This window comes from Anaerohalosphaera lusitana (genome assembly GCF_002007645.1).
GTDB lineage: Bacteria > Planctomycetota > Phycisphaerae > Sedimentisphaerales > Anaerohalosphaeraceae > Anaerohalosphaera > Anaerohalosphaera lusitana.
On sequence record NZ_CP019791.1, the window covers coordinates 4,100,837 to 4,123,322 of the forward strand.

Sequence of the window (22,486 nt, forward strand, 5' to 3'; positions counted from 1 at the left end):
ATGCTCACTGGGAGCTTTGCCCATTCCTACAAGAACAAATCAAGCCAATGAGGATCACCTGTGCGTCAACCGGTTACAACTGCTGCCGGTATAGTGATTAGCAGTTTCAGCTGGTTGTTCTACGCCTGAAACTAGCTGCTGTGACCTCTTCGGTCAGAGCTAGGCACTTATCAAGACTAAAAGAAAAGGGCCGTGAGGAGTGCTCACGGCCCTTTTTAGAACTCAATTAACCTGCATTGATTACAGCGGACTGATCAGATTGTACGTTGTCCAGTCGCCCCAGTTGATACGTTTGAGCGTACCATCAGGCCAGTTGATTACAGTACCGGTTCTGACACGATACCTGCGTGTGCTGCTTGGTGTTCCGCCGATTCTGAGAACATAAGGCGGTCTTGCCAGAGTGTCATCGTCTGTCCGACGCATCGTATCAAATTCAATGTTGTCCTGGAAGTGATAGATGATCGGAGCTGCGGGAGATTCCTCGTCCGCAACCGGTTCAACTGCCATGTAATGCCAGGAGCCATCGTTGTCTGAGTAGTATACAGGCTCCGTTGTCCATACAGGCGGATTCGGCAGAGGAGCGGTGAAGTCACCAGCGTCATCTGAAGTACCTATCGTGACAGTTGTCGTCAAAGCACCAGTCGTACGCAGGTCACCGACGACCTTTGTGACAACGACCTTGTAATCCCAGTCCTCACCCAGGACAAGATGATCACCAAAGTCTACACAAGCTGAGCCTGAATAGGTAAATGTTTGCGTGAAGCCATAGTCAACGGATTCATCCCATATCCAGCTCTGGCTGTCGAGCATACCGAGATAGGTTATGTCATCCGGATTGGACTCTGGATCGATGATCTCGGGCCTGTCACCTGCAAGTTCCCAGAGACCGCCGGCTGCCGGCCTACGGTAAAATGCGAAGTAGTAGTCAGCATCAGCATCCAAGATAGGCTCATCGTTTTCGTCCAGTATAGGATCGCCGTTAGCATCAAGCTCAACTGCTTCGGCATATAGCTCAACCGGTGTTACGCCTGCATAGACGCTCTGAGGGGTACGTATCCATCTTACTTCCGGCCTTACCTCTGCGCCTGCAACCCTGATGCCTGACCATCCGGTAGTATTACCTCGCGGGTCGACAGCACGGGTCCTGAACTGGAAGTCGAAATCCTGCACGTAGTCACTGACATAGTTAGGATCCTGGAACTCGGCTCTGATAGCCGGCGTCCAGTCTGCCCTGTTTTCAGGCAGCAAACGACTGAACGGTGCGTAATTAAGGCACTCGAACTCGTACATCATACCGCCATCATAACCAGACCAACTGTCGAAGGATTCCTGTGCACCCATGTAGATCATGTCAACGCCATCTATTTCCCGTATGTGCGGTTCAAGAGAAGGCGCCCATTCAGCGGGATCAGGCAACGGAGCACGTGTATCAAGAGCGAGCCAGCAGGAAGCGAATTCCGCAAGATCCTCAAGATCCACCTTGCCATTGACAGTGAAGTCCGCACCGTTACACCAGTCATTGGCAGGACCGCAATTATCGAAGAGCCAGTTGTCTGCCAAGTACATGAAGTCCATAGTATCTACAGAACCTACACTGTCCCATGTTCTGTCAAGATCGCAGATCCTGCACTGTTCAGGCATACCCTGCTCAGAGGGCACGTAATGGTAGCCAAGATCCAACCTGCCCTGGTCAGTGCTTGTAGGCAGTGTATTGGTTGTCCTGGTGTGCAATCCGACTTCAAGAGCGGATATGTCACCATAGTCCACGGCTGGACTTGTTTTTTCCTGCAATGGCGGCTGCTGGAGGTAGTAGTCGCCCATCGGTCCGGGTGCGAACAGCGGATCGGATGTTGCAAGGTCTGCTCCGAAGTTGTTGTCGCCCCAGTTGAGGGTGCAATCCTCACCAACGTTGAGATTTGCAAGTCCGTTCCAGACGTCAGTGTAGTCAATCGTAAGAGTGGAAGGCACCTTGTCATACTGATAATCCGACATGACAGAAGCCGAAGCACCGATGCTTGCACTGTTGTCCCATATGATGCTGTAGAGCACATCGACTTCACTACCATAGGACACGCTCAAGCCGCCGCCAAGAGAATTTTCCCTGGTAGCCTGATTGTCGGCGATCGTACAGTTGTTAAGCCATGCCTTGGCATACCAGTTAGCGGAGAAGCCGCCGCCGTCTCTGCCTGCTGTATTATTGGCGATCAGAGCGTTCTCAACCGTGGTCTTGCCGCTTCCGTATAGGAAGATACCACCGCCGGAACCACTGGCAGAGTTATCAAGCAAGCTGATGTTCGTCAACACGGAATTAGCGTCGGCACCATAAATCGCACCGCCGAGACCACTTTCAATGGCTGCAACGTTGCCGTGGAACCTCGTATTATCTACGGTGAATCGGCCATTGTTGTAGTACAAGGCACCGCCATTATAGGAGCTGTTGTTGACGAAATTACAATCAGTAACCTGTGGATCGGCCCATTCAGCGTAGATCGCACCGCCATTATGAGCCGTATTGCCATCGAAATCGCAGTCGATGAGCTCGATCTTGCATTCGTGTTCGAAGGCTATAGCACCGCCGAAGGCGAAGAATGGGTCCTCTGTCGTAGTTGGCTCGTCATGGTGTTCCACCTGCTGACCTTCACGGTCCGCTTCGTTGTTGTCGAATACACAGTTAGTGAATTTGGGCGAACTGCCTGTTGCAGCGTAGATCGCACCACCATAAGTCTCTATCTGGTAATGACCAGCAGGGATTACACCCTGACCCGTTGTAGGACCGTGAGCCGTATTGCCGCTGAAATAGCAATCGACGAACTCAGGTGTACTCTGCTCGTCACAGTAGACAGCACCGCCGTATCCACTGTACTTCCAGTATTCGATATATGGACCGTAATCCCAGTCGGGCCATGGATTGTGTATCTCATCCCATGAACCGCCTCGGACACCACCATTTCCTGCATTACCGCCGTTACCACCGGTGGCTTCATTATCTATGAATTCACAATTGACGAACTTGGGGCTTCCGCCTGGGCCAACATAAGCAGCACCACCATGTGCCCAGCCGCCCCAGCCGCCGTCACCACCTTGGCCGCCGTCACCACCGTGACCGGCTGTAACGGAGCAGGATTCGATCCGGCAGTTCTTGACGGTTGCCGAAGCATCTTCTACGAATTCGAAAGCACCACCCGTTATAGGCTCACCATTTTTACCATCTGGCAGCGGGTTACAAGGCGTAAGGCCTGGGCAGCCGCTGGGACTGATGTAGTGTGCATCCAAAATGGTCAAACCGTTAAAGACAGTACTGCGATCGGTCTCAGCAACAATAAATCCGCAGTTACGGATTATCGTATTCGCCACAGTTTCTGGGTCATCAGGGTTCATACTCTGAATTGTAATTGCCTTGTCGATAACCAGATGCAGTCCCTGTATCGGGGTATATTCCGCGGGCTGCAGCGTGATGATATCACCGTCCTGAGCATCGTAGATCGCATACTGGAGTTCGGTGAAATCGCCTGCAACCTCTATTGTCCGCGGTTCATAGAACTTGACCTGTACAGTTGTGTTGCCGTCAATGGTCACGCTGTTCTGTACCGAACTAGCGGAATCATCGTCTGTGCCGTACCACTTAATACGGTGCGAGGGGTTATCAGGATGTGCGACCAGATTCACTACGTCGCCGTCCTGATGAACAGTTACGCCGGCGGGTGTGAGTGTGCCATCCGGCTCCTTGATCGAGACGGTACCGTTGTCGGTCAGAACTTCGACGACAAGTATGGGCCACAGACTGTATATCTCAGCCGTCACATGCTTGTCTTCGTCCATTGTGACGTAGTTGACCGGGCCCGCTACATCGTCGTCATTGGTACCGGTCCACCTGACAGCGAAGCCTTCAGGCAGTTCGGGTTCGATCTGAAGCTTGACAGTCTTGTACTGTATGTAGGTGCCCTGCTCAGGCGTTATAACATAGTCGCCGTCAAGCATTGTCTCCGGATAGTTCAATTCTGTTGTGAGCTCGTACTCGGTCAACTGCGTATCAAAGTGATGATAGCCCATGTCCACGATGCCTTCGTCATTCACACCGTCAGTTCTGGTGTGGAAGTCGGCAAGCTCAATACCAGGATCGAAGACGTAGCCGCTGCCGCGATCTACTGCAGGACTTGTCTCGAGCTGTCCGGCCTCGACCTGGCTGAGGTAATAATCACCAACAAACAGGGGATCAGCAACAAAGCTGTTGCCTACGTCCACTGCAGGATCATCGAAGAAGTCCGTATTCGGATCCCAACCAAAGATCTGTTCACCGTTGATGTATGAGCCGTCATCGACTTCGATCGGGGGCGCACCAACGAGATTGATGATCGCCGCGCCTAGATCGACAGCCGGCTTAACGATCTCGGGATACGTGCCGTCAGGTGTTGGAACACCTGTGGTGACCAGTAACTCCTTGATCTGGCCCGGGGTCAGGAAGTCGCCGAGCTTATCCAAAGCTGCCGACTGAATTGAAGCAACGCAACCCGCAGCAAAGGGACAAGCTGAAGATGTACCATTAAAGAATGGGAAATAATCTCCAGGATCATATCCACCTTCACCGACGATATCCGTGGTATATACTGGATCCGCAGGGGCAAGGATATCGAGCAGTTCGCCTGTCTGGGAGTACTCTGTGACCTCGCCTGTCGTGTCATATAATGCACCTACAGAGACAACCTTTGACAGCGCTGAAGGTGTAGAAATGCCCACCGGCAAGTATTCTTTGAAATTACCCGATGCAGCAAAAACACTTATGCCAGCAGATGTGGCTACCTGTGCTGCAGCAGCCAGTGCAGGATTTTCCCTGTCGGCTCGTTCTTCGTCTTCGTATGGTATGAATCCGCCCCAACTGTTGCTTATGACCACGATCGGTCTGTCGGGGTCATCATACTGGTGAGTCACACACCAATCCCATGCCTGTACGCCTGCATCCGTCCACCACATACCTGCATCATCAGTCATTTTGAGAGCGTAGATGCCTGCGTTGTATGCGACACCGCCTATGTAGTCTTCGACTTCACCGAGCCAGCCGCCGGCGATACCCGCACAAGCAGTACCATGGGGCTCACCAGCAGGGAACGGATCTGCATCGCCGTTACCTGTGTCATAACCGCCGATCACTTTCTCGTTCGGGAACTGCACATCAGCGGCAGGGTCGCCACCGAGCATCGTATGTGTATAGTCAACACCGGAATCAACGATAGCAACCGATGCACCTTCACCATTATAGAACTGACGCACAACCTCGGCATTACCCTGAGGAATCGCCTGTCTGAGTGCAGGCCTAACCTGCCTTACCGGCTCTATGAACGCTACATTCGAGTTTGTTCTGAGCTTGTCGTAGCCGGTCTGGGTAACCTCGCCGGAGAATACCGGTATGTTTTCGCAGCGGTTTCTGAGCTGCAGTTCGTGAGCGCCCATGTTGACAATCACATTATCGATGCGTTGAGTAACTTCGGCCCTCAAAGCTTCGCGTGCTACATCTGATGTGAAGTTGGTCGAACCGATCAGCTCGGCCGCGTCACGAAGAGTTACCATTACCTTGACCCGGTCCTGGGTCTGGAAGCGATTGAAGATCTCGTCCTTATCAACCACGGTCGCGATGCTCTCGGTCGAAGGAGTCAGGACATTTGACATATCATTGGTGCCTGCAAAGGCATCATGAAGTTGAATATCGTTCGGATCCGGGAACGGGCCCACATCCGCGTAGTCGATGTCCAGCGAAGAGAAGTAGTCCACTGTCTCATCTGCGATCACGAAGCTCTGGCTGTCGAGCGTTATCTGTGCACCGGAGGATGCTTTGTTCCTCCAGATAATGCTGTCCTTGACGTCGACTCTACTGCCGTAAGCAATGTAAAGACCGCCGCCGAGGCTTTCACCGCCCATTACGCTGTTGTTGGCGATGGTACAGTTGCGGAGGTTGCCGTCGTGTTCGAAATTCACGAACACACCGGCACCGCTTGCACCGGCCTCGTTGTCAGCTATGAGGCAGTTCTTGAGCCAAGACCTGACCGGAACGCTGATCTGGGGCGTTACCAGCGACTTGGGATGGCCTGCCAGATAGACGCCGCCGCCTGAGCCGCTTGCGCTGTTTTCGGTGATTTCAAGGTTTTCACCCCAGAAGTCACTGTTAGCAGCGATGAAACCGCCGCCAACGCCGCGATTGAGAACTTCCTGGTCGCCGATCGCAAAGGCATGATCGCTGTCAGCTACGGCGCTTTCATAAGCATTGTTGCCCTGGAAGATCGTATCTGCCATGTTCGCATCGAGCGTCTTGAAGATCATGGCACCACCAGCGAGGTATGCGCTGTTGTTTACATAGTTACAGTCAGCGATGTCAAGGTGTACGATGTTGGCGCCGTATGTAGCACCGCCGATCGTGGAAGCGTTTCCATCGAATACGCAAGTATCGAGTGTGACGTCTATGCTAGGCGTTATTTCCTCACCTGCCAGCGGGCCAATTTCATAGTCGTAATCCAGACCTGTACATAAAGCACCGCCGTAACCGGTGAAATCTTCACCGTAGAAGGCATTCTCGTTGCCTTCAAATACACAGTCCGTGAAATCTGCCTTAGCCTCAAGGGCAACAAAGACTCCACCACCTGCAGTAGGTACGTAATAACTTTCCATAGGCTGCATGAGACCTTGACCAACACCGCTCATGCCACTCTCAGTCCAGTTGTTTACAAATTCACAACCAACAAAATTAGGCTCTGTTTCGGGCTGAGCATATATCGCACCACCCTTGGCAGTATATAGTCTCGGGTCTCCTTGTGGTCGAGCAGGGTCAACATACGTGCCTTCAATATCAGCAACTACTGTAACAATACCACCATATCCATTACGACCACCTTGACCGCCTCTAGAGCCGCCATTTCCGCCATTAGAACCCCTGGCAAAATTATTCCTGAAAACACAATCAACAAAAGTCGGCGCAGTAAGGTCATCGTTCGCAAACCGTGTTCCCCCGCCAATGTAAACTGCGCCACCTAAAGCTTCACCTGGGCAACCACCATCTCCACCTCGCCCATAAGTTCCACCATTACCACCGTTTGCACCGCTGCCAGCCTCCACAAAGCAACCTTCTACTGTTACTTTTTCGAACAGCGGTTCGCCAACTGCAATATGGATACCACCACCGCCGGAATCACCGCCCCAGCCAGAATCACCACCATCGGGCACATTATTTCCGCCATTGTTGCCGCCAGTGGCATCCTGCCCCCTTTTATAACAATCACTAATCTGACAGTTTCTTATAGTATGGTCACCATAAACAATAACACCTCCACCATAGCTATCTCTACCGTCATTTCCTAAAGCACCTTCACCCACTGCTGGGGGAGCACTTCCTTGATCAAACTGCGCATTACGAACTTTAAAACCATTAACTAAAGAAGAACCGCTACGATCCTCCAAGAAATACGAGCCTATAACAGTAATGCCATTGTAAGCTTCGCCACCAACGTCAATAATGGGCCAACGGTCCGGGTCATCGGGAAATTCACCGCTTAGAACGATATCCTTTCCAATGATTGTAATAGGGAGACGATATGTCCCTGGACTAACTATAACAACATCACCGTCGCGAGCAGCATCAATGCCTCTCTGAATGTCAGGATATTGGGTTGGCACATAAATAATCTCTCTATGGGTAATCTCAAACTCCAGTGCAACTTCCTGTCCGTCTTCATAGACAGTTGCCGTGTTCATTGTTTCAAAAGTAGTATCATCGTCTGTACCGTACCACTGATAGACGCGGTACTTGTCTTCGGGTAAAGCTTCCAGGTCGATGACTGTACCTGGTGAGACAGTGAGAGTTACAGGGTTGTCGTAAGTAACGACGTTATCGGGTTCATCGGGGCTAGTCTCGCCTGTTACAGCGTCAAAATATTCATAGGTCATGCTGCCGCCTTCGTTTAGCACACGAAGGGTGATGGTCCGCATGATGTCGTCGTTTGTATTTACAGGATAGTGATATCCGTAGTCGGCCCTTTGACCGTCGCCGCCGCCAGTTATCCGAGTTGTCTCGTTACCTGTCAAACCGGAGCCAGCAGTACCTACCAACTGGTTCCAGAGGTTTTCCTCAGGATTGCCTGCATTGTAAGCCGGGCTGGTCACCGGATGTGTCGGAGGCTGGCTGAGATAGAATGTGTTCAAATCTATTTCAGTGCCAAGGCCGTCAGTGAGAGCCAACTGTTCAGCCGTCCACATAGGACCGACAGCGAACTGAGGATCAGCGGTGCTGATGTGGGCCATATCTACAGCTTCATCACCACCAATATTTTCAACGACTGACCAGTCAACCTGGCAGCCGAATACGTCGTCGCCGCGGCCAAATCCCCAAGGTCTGTCCATGGATCCATCACTGTACCCTATGATACAGTGGGAAATGACAGGAGCAGAGTTTTCGGCACCGATACCGCCCTTTATTCCGCGGTCGCCGCCCTGGTCCGCACCTCTGTTAGCAACAACGGTACAGAATTGAACTTCCGAATCGGATGTACTGAAGTAACATGCACCACCGACATCGCCGGAAGTATTTTGTGTGATAAGACAATCATAGACACCGATGGGTCCGAGTTCCGCGTATACCGCACCGCCTCGGCCTCCGGCCTGGTTTTCGGCCATTATGGTATTGATTACCGCTGGGAAAAACTCTAGATCCGGATCTGCCAGATTGGTTGCTATCGACCAATCGATATATGCAGCAGTTGCGGCTGGATCGGTCAGCGGATCCGTTCCGTCAGGCAGTCCTGCTACAATTTCGTCAAATGTAGCCTGATAGCCATCTACGACAGGCTGGGGGTCCTCTGGATAGTAGAGTGAAACCGCACCACCGTTGTTTCCAGTACATGCACGGAAAATGCAGTTTGTAAATGCTGGGGCCGCTATACCGTTTATCTGAACGGCACCACCGCTACCATTAATTACTGATATACCTTCAACGTTTGCGCCGTCAATTTCATCAAATATGAAACCTGTTGCAGCACCTTCACAATCAATTATACACTTAGTGGGATCCTCGCTGGCGCTTTTCAGATTGATCAGTTTATTATTGAATTCCAGATCGACGTTACCTTCGCCCTTGTAGACGCCGTCAGCAATAACTACCTCTTCGGCGGGGACAGCCGGGACAACTTCGGCACCTGTGTCGTCAACAAGCGCTGGGTTGCCGCCAACTGCATCATCAATTGCTTCCTGAATGGTAGTGAAGCGACGTGCATCGTCACCGCCGACCTGTACAGCAGGCCAGAGGTCCGCGACGATTGTCATATTGTCCTGGTAGAACTCGACGGTCTGTGTGAGCTGTGTTGGGTCATAGACTTCATCCGCAACACCATCGCCGTCGAGGTCCTCACCCCATGTAGCGACCGACCAGCCCATATCAGGCAGCACGGTCACGTCATTTGCATCGGGCACCTGCGGGTCGTTCCAGGCTGTGTATGGAATCTCAGCGGCAGGGTCCATTTCGCCGTGCAGTTCGCCGTCGTCGTAATCCACATGCGTTGTGATCTTTGTCTGCCATGTGAAAGTATCGGCAGGAGCTTCGAGTTGGCGATAATACAGCTCTACCGTTGTATTGGCAACGATAGGCAGATTCAGGACGTGGGGTTCGGCCGGATCTACGGTTGCGAAAACATCAGGCGCAACTTCCACCTCAATAATATCAGGCGCAAGCACATCGACAACTACCGGGACTGCGGCGTTGCCATCTACGGTAACCATCCACTGGTCAACTACGTAACGTTCATCAGGATAAGAATTCTTAATTGGCAGCGCTGTAATGACAGCGACATCACCTTCAGGATAGCTGGCGCGAGTGGGATCTACCGCACCGCCAACGCCACCGTCTACCCTGGCACTGAGACGGCAGGTTCGAGAGTAAGTCACTTCGACTTCCTTGCTCGAATCCATCGTGATATCGAGCGTGGTGTCCACATAGTTAGCGTCGTTTTCGTCCAGTATCTGAACACCGTCCACGAACCAACCGGTAATGTTGTAAGGCGGAACAGGTGTCGCGGTGAGCGTAACAATCTGCCCGTCGAGATACTCGGTGCCTGCCGGATCAGCAGTAATTTCGCCATTATCGCTGGGAACGAGTGTCAGCGTATGAAGTGCAAGCTCGAACTCTACAGTCACCTCAACCGAACCGCTTGCGGGGAGGGTGACATAATTTGTATTGTTCTGGGAACTGTCGTCGTCGGTATTTGTCCACTGTGCAACCCGGTAATCCTGGTCAGGACTTGCAACCAGTTCTACACGACTGAAGGCGGGCAACTGCTGGCCGGTGGGATAATCCGGGCTGAGTGTACCGTTGCCGCCCACAACAGTTGTGGTCAGGGTGACCATTCCCGGTGCGCCTGTGTCAGGGTAGTGATAACCCATGTCAATGGCATTCTCGTCAGGCAGGCTGGAGGTATTTGTCGTGTAGCCGATACCGACACTTGTCAGATCGCTTATGACGCCGTAGCCCTCGTCGATACATGGACTGTCCTGCACCTGGCCGGCAGAAGTCTGGCTGAGATAGTAAGCGCCTTTCGGGCCGGGCGTGAACAGGGGATCGCCGTCAATGTTGCCCATACCGTCATAAGCGGACTTGTCAGATACTCTGGAGTAATCCGCAGAACAGCCTGCCATATCCACGTCATTGTCGCTGAATATCGAGTTCTTGATCTGGGGTGCTGAGCTCGCGTCGGCAACAATACCGCCGCCGGCACTGTTAACGATGGTAACATTTGAAATGCTCGGCGAACTTGCGTAGCAGTCTATCGCACCGCCGGAGGTCGCCGCAAAATTACCATCAAAAAGACAATTCGTTATAGTGACGTTCGATTCGTACAGCTCCAGCGCACCGCCGGCACGTTCTGCGCCATTGTTGATGAACACACAGTCAACAACAAATGAGCCGCTCTGATAGAAGTCTATCGCACCGCCGTCGTAAGAGACGTTGCTGTCGAACACACAATTGGCAATGGTCGGTGAACTGGCTTCACATTCGATTGCACCGCCGAAACTGGCATCATAGCAATTCCTGATGGTGAAACCTTCGAGCCTTGAAGTCTCGAGTTCGCCATTGTGGAAATAGAACGCCCTGGCAGCGGAACCACCGTCGATAATACAGTTGTCCGGACCGTTGGCACTCTTGACCGTAATGGCCTTGCCGTTGAAATCAATTTCAAAGAATCCCGGACCGGCATAAGTACCGTCCGCGACCGTTACCACATCGCCGTCAACAGCAGCATCGATCGCAGTCTGGATCGATGTGTATTGGGACGGCACATTCAGTTCCGCTGCGGCAGCTAAACCGGCAAAACTGAAAACAAACGCGATTGCGACCAGCAGGCCTCTTTTCATAACAGCACCCTTGAAAAAACCTAAATTTTTACTCATTGAAAAGTCCAAATTGCCAAATTCAAAAACAAATTAACCACCTTTATACACAAAGGGCACAAAGATAATGCCCTCAATGCAAAATCCGTCGCCTTGATATCGGAAAATCTGGGTGGTAAGTTTAGCCATGAATATACCAAAACGCGCGCGCAAAAGTCAAGCCCAATCGGAGGGAGCCCGATATTATAGGACGGTTATACGGATTAGCAGGCCCTACAACCCCTTCGTCCCATATTGTCGCTTCTATCAGTACTAAGGTAAAAGAAAACGGCATGAGGATATGGGCAGATGCCTCAAAAATGATGATTTCTGCAGATTTCTCGAATTCATCAGCTTTCAACACTCAAAAAACGGTCAGAGGATGATTTGAGCTTCAATGCCTATTCAGTAGATTATTTTTCGCTTTGGCGATTTTTTTTAGGCATTTGTACGAATCAACTGTTTTTGGGTCCTATAATCATTTGCGCAGGCTGGGTAGGCTTTTGTCGTAACTTATCATTAAACCGAAAGATCGCACTTTTTATCCTGTGGTGTTTGTGGTAAAAAATCAGTCACGTTCAACATTTCAAGGACAGGGATCAAGATATGAATCTGATTTGCAACAAATCCAGGATCAAGGGCAGAGTGCCTGTACCCGCTTCAAAGTCGCACACGATCAGGGCGGTCGCGGTCGCGTCGCTGGCGCATGGACGGAGCATCATACAAAAGCCGCTGGTATCCAGCGACACGCTCAGCTCGGTCGAATGCTACCGCAAACTGGGCGCTGAGATCGACACCAGCAGCAATGATGCGTGGATCGTCGACGGGACGGAGGGCAGGATCCCTGTGTCATCGGCGCGGATCGACGTAGGTAATTCGGGGACCACGCTGAGGCTGGCTATTTCTTCGGCAGCACTGGCGGATGAGGGCACGTTTTATTTTACGGGTGACAAGCAGATCCGGTCTCGGCCCATACAGCCGCTGCTTGGGGCACTGAATGACCTGGGAGCCAGGGCCGAATCGGTAAACGGAGACGGCAAGGCTCCGCTGGAAGTAACGGGTACTCTGCGGGGCGGTAAAACGCATATCGAGTGCCCGACGAGCCAGTACCTTTCAAGTCTGCTGATGGCTGCGCCGCTGGCGGGAGGCGAGACGGAAATCGAAGTCGGGCTGCTGAATGAGCCCGATTATGTGCGGATGACGCTGGACTGGCTCGACAGGCAGGGGATAAATTACGAGAATGACAATATGAAGCGTTTTCATATAACCGGCGGTCAGCGGTATAGTGCGTTTGAGGGCCGGGTGGCTGCGGATTTTTCGAGCGCCACTTTTTTATTGTGCGCGGGTGCGATACTGGACGCGGACATTTTGCTGACGGGACTGGATTTTTCCGATTCGCAGCCGGACAAGGCTGTGGTTGACTATTTGCGTAAGATGGGCGCGGACATCACCGTCGGGCCAGAAGGCGTGGCGGTGCGGAACTCGCGTCTGCGGGGAGTCGAGATAGATATGAACGGAACGCCGGACGCGCTGCCCGCGATGGCGGTGACCGCGGCGTTTGCGGAAGGTGAGACGCGCCTGGTCAACGTTCCGCAGGCGAGGAACAAGGAGACCGACCGGATTGACTGCATGGCTCGCGAGCTTGCAAAAATGGGAGCTTCGGTCGAACAGCTTCCGGACGGACTTATTATTCGGGGCGGCGGTGTGCGGGCTGCACAGGTGGACGGTCATCATGACCATCGTATAGTGATGGCGCTGGCGATGGCGGGGATGGCGGTCGAGGGGGAAACCGTGATCACGACCGCTGAGGCGATGAACGTCACGTTCCCGGATTTTGTCACGCTGATGGATCGGCTCGGGGCGAATCTGCGACTGGAAGGTTGACTGGAATACTGTATCTGATTGCTCATTACTGCCACGCGTATTAAGCATCGGTGTTTATCGTACAACCCGCCATTGCTGTGTGGACAGTGCTTCACTTCAGCACGATACATTTGCAACCATTAAAAAAGGGAGCGTTTTTCAACGCTCCCTTATAGTAGCTGCTGTGTGAGATGCTATCTCAGGCCTGCCATCGCATCCTCTTCGACTTCGTCCTTGAGCAGGATGGTCGGTTTGACGAGAATGATAAGTACCTGTTTATCGTCTACCGTGCTGCGGTTGCTGAAGAATCGGCCGAGTACCGGTATCTTGCTCATGAGCGGTACACCAGCTTCGATTTCACGTTCTGCAGTCAGGGTAAGGCCGCCCAGAACAACCGTACCTCTGTCAGGTACGTTGACGCGTGTTTCGACAGATTTTGTCTGCGTGATGGGAAGATCAAAATTAAGTGTCTGCTCTTCACCACCAATAAAGCCGACCGTCTCGCCGTCAACTTCACTTCCGATAAGCCGGTCATCCAAAAAGGCCATAATCCGCATGACTACATATTTGCGATCCGCGGTAATGGTCGGAGTCACATTCAGGTTCACACCCGTTGTCAACGTCGAAACCTCAGCAGTGAAATACTGGCTCGTGAGGGTGTCATCTTCGCCGACCGCGGTAGATTCAGACTCGAAGGTGTAATTCGATATATAGTTGGTGTCCGTATTGACGTTTATACGAGCGGGTTCACCACTAATAACAGTGACCTTCGGTGCTGTAAGGGTTCTGGCATTCTGATGTGCCTGGGTAGCTCGGATGACGAAATCAACCGCCAAGTCATCTAAAGAACCACCAGTTCGGCCCCATGAAAAGTCTGTTTCAAATGACGGATTAGTTGCCCCTACACTACCAAGGGAGGAAGAAATACCCGTTGCTTCGGGCTGTGTCGTCTGGAAAGATCCTTGATCGATTTCTATCTCACCAATATTTCCGCCGAACTTAAGGCGTGCAATATCGACGTCCAGGCCCACATCTTCGAGGAAGTTTTCATCCGCTACGATGAACCTTGTTTCGAGCGAGACCTGATTGTCAACGATGGTTCGCATTTTGTCGAGGAACTCCACGATCTGTTCATGTACTTCCGGGGTCTGCCAAATGATCAGACGTTGTGTTCCGAAAGGCCTGATGGTACCTTCACCATAGGTTATTTCGTCGGTCGTGGTTCCACCAAGACCGCCGCCCTGACCGATTCCGCCCTGGTCATCGTCAACGTAGTCTTCATCCCAGGTTTCGGGTTTTATCTGTGTGATATTGCCTATCAACTCATACAGGCGCTGGTAGTTTCCGCCGCCACCGCCGTAACCGCCACGACCGCCGCCACCGTAGCCACCGCCGCCGCCGTAGCCACCGCCACCGCCGCCGTAGCCGCCACCGCCACCGCCGTAGCCGCCGCCACCGCCGAAACTGCTGCCGCCGCCGTAGCCGCCGCCACCGCCGAAGCTGCTGCCACCGCCGTAGCTTCCGCCACCGCCGCCATAGCCGCCGCCGCCACCGTAGCTTCCGCCACCGCCGCCGTAGCCGCCGCCACCACCATAGCCGCCGCGACCGCCGCCCATGCCGCCGTACTGCTGCACCGGCGCACCGACGATCTCACTAACATCGTAAATTTCCGTATAGTAAGAAGCGGGCAGCGAATCTTCTGTCGCAATGGTAATCGTACCAGCCTCTACAGCGTAACCGATGTCCGCGAGGCCTTCGCCTACAGACTGCAGTACTCGCTCAAGACCGGTTTTGAGGGGTATCGACCTGAGGCCTTGTCCGGACAGACCAATAGCTTCTTCCTGGCCGATAAAGGCGTTGTTGATAAGATCCTTCCAAAGCACAGTGATGGGCAGTGGGGGATCGACAGAATTTATAATGATATCGATAGCATCCGCAAACGTCGTATCTTCGGTGAGCTCGGAGAGATCTACAACTTCCTCAAGCTGCTTGTAGACGGCTGCATCTGCAGGGCTTCGTCCTTCGAACTCTTCTTCCTTGCGCCGCTCAGCAAGTTCTTTCCAGTTCCTGGGATGGCGCATTTCCTTTGAATAAGGGATCGACGCTTTGCCTGCTTCGAGGAACAGCTTGTATTCCTGTTCGTCTGCTTCCTGCATGGTAGCAAGCTGCTTTCTCCAGCGAATCGTATCTTCGAGCGAGTGCTTGAGAATCAGTGCCCGATCATTAGTCGGGTCCAGTGCGAGCACCTGCTCGACCTGGCCGAGCGCCTCTTCGTACCGCTGTTCTTCCTGGAAGGTTATAGCGTTCTGGAGGTATGTCTCGATCGCCTGCTGGCGCTGCTGTTCGACTTCTTGCCTTTGTTCGCGGGCCACTTCCTGAGCCTGCTTAAGTTCTTCCTGCTGCTGAGCGGCATTGTAAGCCTGCTCGCTGGTATTGATAGTCTGAGAAAGAGCGTCGAGCTCGTTCTTCATCTCGGTATAAAGCGAGTTGCCAAGAAGCAGACGGTTCTTGTTGAGCACTGAATAGGCCTTGGCCAGTGACTGACGGGCATCAGAAAATTCATTCTCAGCAAGATATTCGTTCGCCTGCTGTGTGGCGTTTTTGACAACCGCGCGGGTGTAGCTGATCTGTATGTTGCGTTTGCGTGCGACGTAATCCGTGTAGGAATCTTCTTCGGATCGGGGCTGCTCGGGGACAACTTCCTGCTGGGTCGGGACGACCTGAGTTTCTGTCTCGACGGGCTCGACCGCTGCAACCTTTTCGTCTGCTGCGAGCTGAGCGTATTGTGCGGGCGTGCGGCCGTTCATGGTAATATCAATATCTGCCGCTACGAGCTGATCAAAGCCTGCTTTAGCAGATTCGTAATCGCCTGCCTCGTAGAGCTTGATGCTGTCTTCGAACAGCTGCTCCATTGTCTCTTTGTCAGCCTGCTGGTTCTGGGCCTGAATCTGTGCCGTGTATTCACTAACGCTGGCCAGGACTTCCTCCCGCTCTTCGGCGGTGAGGTATGGGCTTTTGACGACCATTTCAAGTTCCTCTTTGGCCGACTGATAGTCACCTTTCTGTGCCAGCTCTTCACTGGCGGCCAGTTTCTGGGCGATCTGGCTGCGGCCTTTGGCGGCCTCGTCGATCTTGTCGGTCAGCGAAGCTATTTTCTGCTCAGATTCACTGCTGAGATACTGGCCGTAATCTGCCTGAACGGATTCGAGGATTTCTTCGGCCTGTTTGAAGTTGCCTTGCTGATAGAGAGTCTGGGCGTCAGCGATGAGCTTAAGAGCCGTGTCACGCTGGGCCTGGGCCTGGTTGATCAGCTGCAGATAGTCGTCAGCGGTACGTCCCTGATCATCTTTTACATCTATTTCAGAGAGTTTGACCTCAGCAAAGCCCGCCCGGGCGTCTTCGAGAGCACCGCGGTTGTAAAGCAGTACGCTTTCGTCGAACAAGGCCTTGACCTGTTCATTATGGCGAGCAAGCTCATCGCCAAGGACCTGAATGCTGTCGGCGACCTTTACTTCTTCGGTTTCGGTCTCCTGAGCGGCCTGCTGTTGGGCAGATTCGCTCTGGGTCTGATCGATCATCTGTATGAACTGCTGGGCGTTGCGTCCGTCGGACTTGAAGCTGTAGTCGGAAAGAGCGACTTTGGAAAAGCCTTCTCTGGCCTTGTCGAGCTGGCCGTCCTTGTAGAGCCTTACACTCTGGTCAAAAAGCGCCGCCATTTCTTCTTCATTTGCGGACTGCTTTTGGCGGATCGACTTAATACTATTTTCCACCTGTTCCCGCTCGAAATCTTTCAGTACTTCACTGTCTTTGATGCCCTCGAGCATTTCGACAGCTTTTTGGTACTGGTGCTGGGAGGTGAGCTCTTTGCTCTTTTCGAGGGTCTGCAGTATTTCCTGGCGCTGGGCTATTGCCTGCTGGGCCTGCTGCTTTACTTCTTCGAGCTCGGCTTTATCTTTCTCGCTGATGTACTCGCCGGACTGATTTTCAAGTTCCACAACCGCCTGTTTAGCCTGCTGGTACTGGCCCCTGCGGAGGTACTCTTTGGCGATGCCGACAGTCCACACGACCTTTTGATGCACCGACTCTTCCCGACTTTGCGGTTGCGCATAGGACGTGTTACCAGTACTGAAAACGCTTATCAGAACTGCAAAACAGATTAGAACTCTCAGGCTTATTCGCCTTGGTGAAACGCAACTTCTTCTCACCGCATTTTCTCCAAAACAAATTGATTATCATTGCAAAAACCACAAATTCCGCATTCAACGCGCACACGGGAATTTATAGTTGGGCCAGTTTATAGATTGATATGTCCTTTTGCAAGAGAAAAAAACATTTCTACAGAACGGTCCTGATGGTTGTAAATGACCACATTGGCGATTATATTTCTGGTTCCGTAAGCATTTGACAAATAGAGATAGCTGGAACCCCTATAAATAAAGAGAAGACTATGACCCAAAAGCATGAGCCCGGAATTACGCTGGCTGTTGATACATCAGGAAGGGCCGGATCAGTTGCAGTGGGTGTCGGAAAGGATCTATGGGCCTCTCGTCCTTTCTCCGGTGCCCTCAGGCACAATGCTGAACTGTTCCCTACTATACAGGACCTTCTACGTGAGTTCAACGAAAATCCTGCCCGCATCGCATATATAGGTATCACATCCGGGCCGGGGAGCTTCACGGGGATACGGATAGCTGTGACGCTAGCGAAGATGATCGCGATGGCGAATAATGCCGCGATAGTGACTACAAGGTCCTCTGATGCGCTGATACGAAATCTGCAAAATGAGGGCGGATATGAGTATGCGGCGACGATAATCGATGCAAAACGGGGGATGTTCTTTACGGCGGTATTCCAGAACATCGAGGGCAAGTGGGTAAAGATCGTGGATGATCGGCTTATCCAGCCGCAGGAGTTTGTGGAGCTGGCGGAGGGTTATTCGGGCAAAATATGCCTGCTTGGTGAGGGGCTGGAGTACTACAGCGACCGGTTTGCGGGCGAAAAAATTGAAATAGCTCCAAAAGATCTGTGGTCCGTGAGGGCGGATAATGTCTATCGGATCGCACAGGATCTTATCGAAGCCTCAGATTTCGTTGAACCGGAAAAGCTCAAGCCGTTCTACCTCAGGCGCGCTGACGCCGTCAAAAAATCCAGGGCGAAATAGCTGACCGGGCCGGCCCGAATTGCATTCGTGCCTGTCAAGTTGGCGTGAGAGACCCCTTTCTGCGGTGCCAAAACTGGCAGGCCGTTCGGTTTTCGGGGGCCGGACACCTGGTTGCCGTCTAAATTTTCCGTTTTCCCAAAGTATTCTTTACAAAGAACTTACGGCGTGGAAGAATAGAAGATTGCCGTAAAAACGGGCAAGCTGGCATTGACTTTGCATTGGATGCCCGTATGGAAAACGTGTATCAAGTTAACGCATTGATGAAATAATAGGAGAAAGAACGACTATGGCAGAAAAAGACTTGTCTTTTGAAGTGGAAGCGCGCACCGCGTTGTTAGCTGGTGTCGAGAAGCTCGCCGCAGCCGTCAAGTCAACTCTCGGACCGAGAGGACGCAACGCTATCATCGACAAAGGTTGGGGCGGCCCGACCGTGACAAAAGATGGCGTGACGGTAGCTGAAGAGATCGAACTGCTCGACAAAGTTGAGAACATGGGCGCGAAACTGGTAAAAGAAGCCGCCAGCAAGACTTCCAAGCAGGCTGGTGACGGCACGACGACTTCGACCGTTCTCACCGAGGCTATGTTCAAGGAAGCCTTCAAGAACCTCGCAGCGGGTGCAGACGCAATGTCGCTGAACCGCGGGTTCCAGCAGGCGGTCAAGACGGTAACCGAAGAGCTGAAGAAGCTGGCAAAGCCCATCGACATCTCGAAAAAGGACGACATCGTTAATATCGCCGCTATTTCGGCCAATAACGATTTCGCGATCGGCAAGAAGATGGCTGAGGCATTCATGCGGGTCGGAAAAGACGGCGTTATCACCGTCGAAGAGGGTAAGAGCCTCGAAACCAACGTCGAATATGTAGAAGGTATGCAGTTCGACCGCGGGTTCCTCTCGCCTCATTTCGTGACGGATCAGGAAAGAATGACATGCGAATTTTCCAACGCATACGTCCTGGTGCATGAGGAAAAGATCAGCAACATCAAGAAGCTGGTTCCGATCCTGGAAGAGGTCGCAAAGGCCAAAAAGCCGTTGCTGATCATCGCTGAAGACGTCGAAGGCGAAGCACTGGCGACGCTGGTAGTCAACAAGCTCCGCGGCGTGGTAGACGTTGCAGCAGTCAAGGCACCGGGTTACGGTGACCGCCGTAAGGCGATGCTCGAAGATATTGCGGCGTTGACCGGCGCTCAGCCGTTCTTCAAGGACCTGGGAATGGATCTGGAAAGCGTACAGCTCAACCAGCTCGGCCGTGCGAAGAAGATCACCATCGACAACGACAACACCGTGATCGTCGAAGGTGCGGGCTCGTCGGATGCTATTCAGGGCAGAATCGCTCAGATCAAGACCGAGATCGAGAACACAACCAGCGATTACGATCGCGAAAAGCTGCAGGAACGCCTGGCGAAGCTGACAGGCGGTGTGGCACAGATCAATGTCGGTGCAGGCAGCGAAGCCGAGATGAAAGAAAAGAAGGCTCGCATCGAAGATGCACTGCACGCCACACGGGCGGCCATCGAAGAAGGTATCGTTCCCGGCGGCGGCGTTGCACTGGTACGCTGTATCAAGGCTGTCGAAAAGCTCAAGCTCGAAGGCGACGAGCAGACAGGTGCACAGATCGTGGCTCGTGCGTTGAGAATGCCCTGCTACTTCATCGCAACAAACGCAGGTCAGGTCGGCAACATCGTGGTAAGCAAGGTCGCCGAAGGTAAGGGCGGTTTCGGTTACAACGCCGACAAGGACAAGTTCGAGGACCTGATCGAGGCAGGCGTTATCGATCCTGTCAAGGTTACTCGTGTTGCTTTGCAGGACGCTGCCTCAGTCGCAGGCCTGCTGCTGACCACCGACTGCGTTATCACCGAAAAGCCCGGTGAAGATGACGAAGGCGGCATGCCCGGCGGCGGAATGCCAGGAGGCATGGGCGGAATGGGTGGAGGAATGCCCGGTATGGGCGGCGGAATGCCAGGAATGGGCGGAATGCCCGGCATGATGTAGGCCCGTAAGAGTCGATAATTATAAAAAGGTTTCAAATACAGATATACAGGAGTAGAACTTATGAAGCTCAAACCTTTGGACGACAGAGTTGTGGTAAAGCCACAAGAAGCTGAAGAAAAGACTGCAGGCGGCATCGTTCTGCCGGACAGCGCTAAAGAAAAACCACTTATGGGTGAAGTCGTAGCGATAGGCACGGGCAAACTGCTCGAAAACGGCAGCCGCGGTGAAATGTCCGTCAAAAAAGGCGACACAGTTCTGTACGGCAAGTACGGCGGAAGCGACGTCGAAGTAGAAGGCACCGAGTACAAGATCCTTCGCGAAGCGGAAATTCTCGGTATCGTTGAAAAGTAACGACAGCGAACTGCAAAGTTCAAATTATATGCTGGAGGTTAGCACAAAATGGCAAAGCAAATGATGTTCGAAGAAGTAGCCAGAGCCCAACTCAAGGAAGGCCTTGGCAAACTCGCTTCGGCAGTTAAAGTTACAATGGGACCGACCGGCAGGAACGTCCTGCTGCACAAGAGCTTTGGTTCGCCAAAAGTGACCAAAGACGGAGTGTCGGTCAGTAAAGAGATCGAGCTGCCCGAGACTTTCCAGAACATGGGCGCGAAGATGGTTAACGAAGTCGCCAACAAGACGAGTGATGTCGTCGGCGATGGTACGACCACTGCGACGGTTCTGGCTGAGGCGATCTATAACGAAGGCCTGAAGTATGTCGCATCGGGTGTAAACCCGGTCGCTATTCAGCGGGGCGTGGGCAAGGGCGTGAAGATCGCGACTGATTACATTCAGTCTATCTCTAAGCCCGTTAAGGGTCACGCAGATATCGCCAAGGTTGCTGCGATCAGTGCGAATAACAATCCTGAGGTCGGCGAGATCCTGGCGGACGCTATGGACAAGGTCGGCAAGGAAGGCGTTATCGAGGTCGAAGAAGGCAAGGGCCTGGAAACACAGCTTGAAGTAGTAGAGGGCATGCAGTTCGATAAGGGCTATCTTTCGCCTTATTTCATGACTAATGCTGACTCTCTTGAAGCAGTTCTGGAAGACGCATACGTCCTTCTGCACGAAAGCAAGATCACCAACGTTCGCGAGATCGTCCCGCTTCTGGAGCAGGTCGCTCAGATGGGCAAGCCCCTGCTGATCGTCTCCGAAGACGTCGAAGGCGAAGCACTGGCGGCACTGGTCATCAACCGTCTGCAGGGCGTACTGAAGGTTTGTGCGGTCAAGGCTCCGGGTTTTGGCGACCGCAGGAAAGCTATGATGCAGGATCTGGCGATTCTCACCGGCGGTGAGGTCATCACAGAAGATCTGGGTATCAAGCTCGAAAGCGTAGAACTTTCGCAGCTCGGCAGAGCCAAAAAGATCGTTGTCGGCAAGGAAGACACAACCGTTATAGAAGGTGCCGGCAAGAAGAAGGACATCAAGGCTCGCTGTGATCAGATCCGATCGCAGATCGAGAAGACGACCAGCAGTTATGACAAGGAAAAGCTGCAGGAACGTCTTGCGAAGCTCACTGGCGGCGTAGCAGTAGTTCGTGCCGGTGCTCCGACCGAAGCGGAAATGAAGGAACGCAAGGACCTGCTCGACGACGCACTGTGTGCCACCAAAGCAGCAGCGGAGGAAGGCGTTGTCCCGGGCGGCGGCGTTACGTATCTGCTGGCGATCGAAGAGCTCGAAAAGGGCCGAAGCAAGGTTCGCGGCGACGAGAAGATCGGTTTTGACATTCTGATCAACGCTCTGAAGGCGCCGACCAAGCAGATCGTTGACAACGGCGGCGGCGAAGGTGACGTGGTTGTCGCGCAGTTGCTGGAAAAGAAAGGCTCAATCGGTTACAATGCTGCGACCGGCGAGTTCGTGGACATGTTCAAGGCGGGCATCGTCGATCCTGCCAAGGTGTCTCGCGTAGCTCTGCAGAACGCGGCATCCGTATCCGCACTGATGCTGACCACGAACGTGGTAATTTCCGATCTGAAAGATGACGACGAAGAGAACATTACTTCGGGCGCCATCATATAGGGTCACGTAATGAAGTTTGATAATGTCGGGCGGCGGATCGATGAGGTTCGCTTCCCGACATT

At 52.8% G+C, this 22,486-nt stretch carries 7 protein-coding genes; 5 read left to right on the forward strand and 2 right to left on the reverse strand.

What is annotated here, in order from left to right:
• Positions 1–240: 240 nt before the first annotated feature.
• On the reverse strand, positions 241–11,415 hold the full coding sequence (locus STSP2_RS16670; protein WP_146663845.1) for a right-handed parallel beta-helix repeat-containing protein: 11,175 nt from the start codon (positions 11,413–11,415) through the stop codon (positions 241–243).
• A gap of 585 nt (positions 11,416–12,000) precedes the next feature.
• On the opposite strand from STSP2_RS16670, the gene aroA reads away from it, so the two are divergent.
• Positions 12,001–13,278, forward strand: coding sequence for a 3-phosphoshikimate 1-carboxyvinyltransferase (gene aroA / locus STSP2_RS16680; protein WP_146663847.1), 1,278 nt, complete (start codon positions 12,001–12,003; stop codon positions 13,276–13,278).
• A 173-nt stretch (positions 13,279–13,451) separates the two neighbouring features.
• On the opposite strand, the gene STSP2_RS16685 is transcribed toward aroA, so the two are convergent.
• Positions 13,452–17,336 carry a hypothetical protein gene (locus STSP2_RS16685; RefSeq protein ID WP_146663848.1) on the reverse strand — a complete coding sequence of 1,295 codons (3,885 nt, stop codon included), beginning with the start codon at positions 17,334–17,336 and terminating at the stop codon, positions 13,452–13,454.
• Between the two features lie 368 nt (positions 17,337–17,704).
• Here STSP2_RS16685 and tsaB point away from each other — a divergent pair, with 368 nt between their 5' ends.
• From tsaB to groL (STSP2_RS16705), 4 genes are all read left to right on the forward strand, one after another.
• On the forward strand, positions 17,705–18,418 hold the full coding sequence (gene tsaB / locus STSP2_RS16690) for a tRNA (adenosine(37)-N6)-threonylcarbamoyltransferase complex dimerization subunit type 1 TsaB (protein ID WP_146663849.1): 714 nt from the start codon (positions 17,705–17,707) through the stop codon (positions 18,416–18,418).
• A gap of 286 nt (positions 18,419–18,704) precedes the next feature.
• Positions 18,705–20,408 carry a chaperonin GroEL gene (gene groL / locus STSP2_RS16695; protein WP_146663850.1) on the forward strand — a complete coding sequence of 568 codons (1,704 nt, stop codon included), beginning with the start codon at positions 18,705–18,707 and terminating at the stop codon, positions 20,406–20,408.
• Between the two features lie 60 nt (positions 20,409–20,468).
• On the forward strand, positions 20,469–20,759 hold the full coding sequence (gene groES, locus STSP2_RS16700) for a co-chaperone GroES (protein ID WP_146663851.1): 291 nt from the start codon (positions 20,469–20,471) through the stop codon (positions 20,757–20,759).
• Between the two features lie 48 nt (positions 20,760–20,807).
• The gene (gene groL / locus STSP2_RS16705; protein ID WP_146663852.1) at positions 20,808–22,424 is read left to right on the forward strand and encodes a chaperonin GroEL; all 1,617 of its coding nucleotides are present in this window, start codon (positions 20,808–20,810) and stop codon (positions 22,422–22,424) included.
• The last annotated feature ends 62 nt before the right edge of the window (positions 22,425–22,486 follow it).

Coding starts and splice junctions, on each gene's coding strand:
- STSP2_RS16670 (WP_146663845.1), bottom strand. CDS start 11,415: ATGAGTAAAAATTTAGGTTTTTTCAAGGGTGCTGTTATGAAAAGAGGC.
- aroA (WP_146663847.1), top strand. CDS start 12,001: ATGAATCTGATTTGCAACAAATCCAGGATCAAGGGCAGAGTGCCTGTA.
- tsaB (WP_146663849.1), top strand. CDS start 17,705: ATGACCCAAAAGCATGAGCCCGGAATTACGCTGGCTGTTGATACATCA.
- groL (WP_146663850.1), top strand. CDS start 18,705: ATGGCAGAAAAAGACTTGTCTTTTGAAGTGGAAGCGCGCACCGCGTTG.
- groES (WP_146663851.1), top strand. CDS start 20,469: ATGAAGCTCAAACCTTTGGACGACAGAGTTGTGGTAAAGCCACAAGAA.
- groL (WP_146663852.1), top strand. CDS start 20,808: ATGGCAAAGCAAATGATGTTCGAAGAAGTAGCCAGAGCCCAACTCAAG.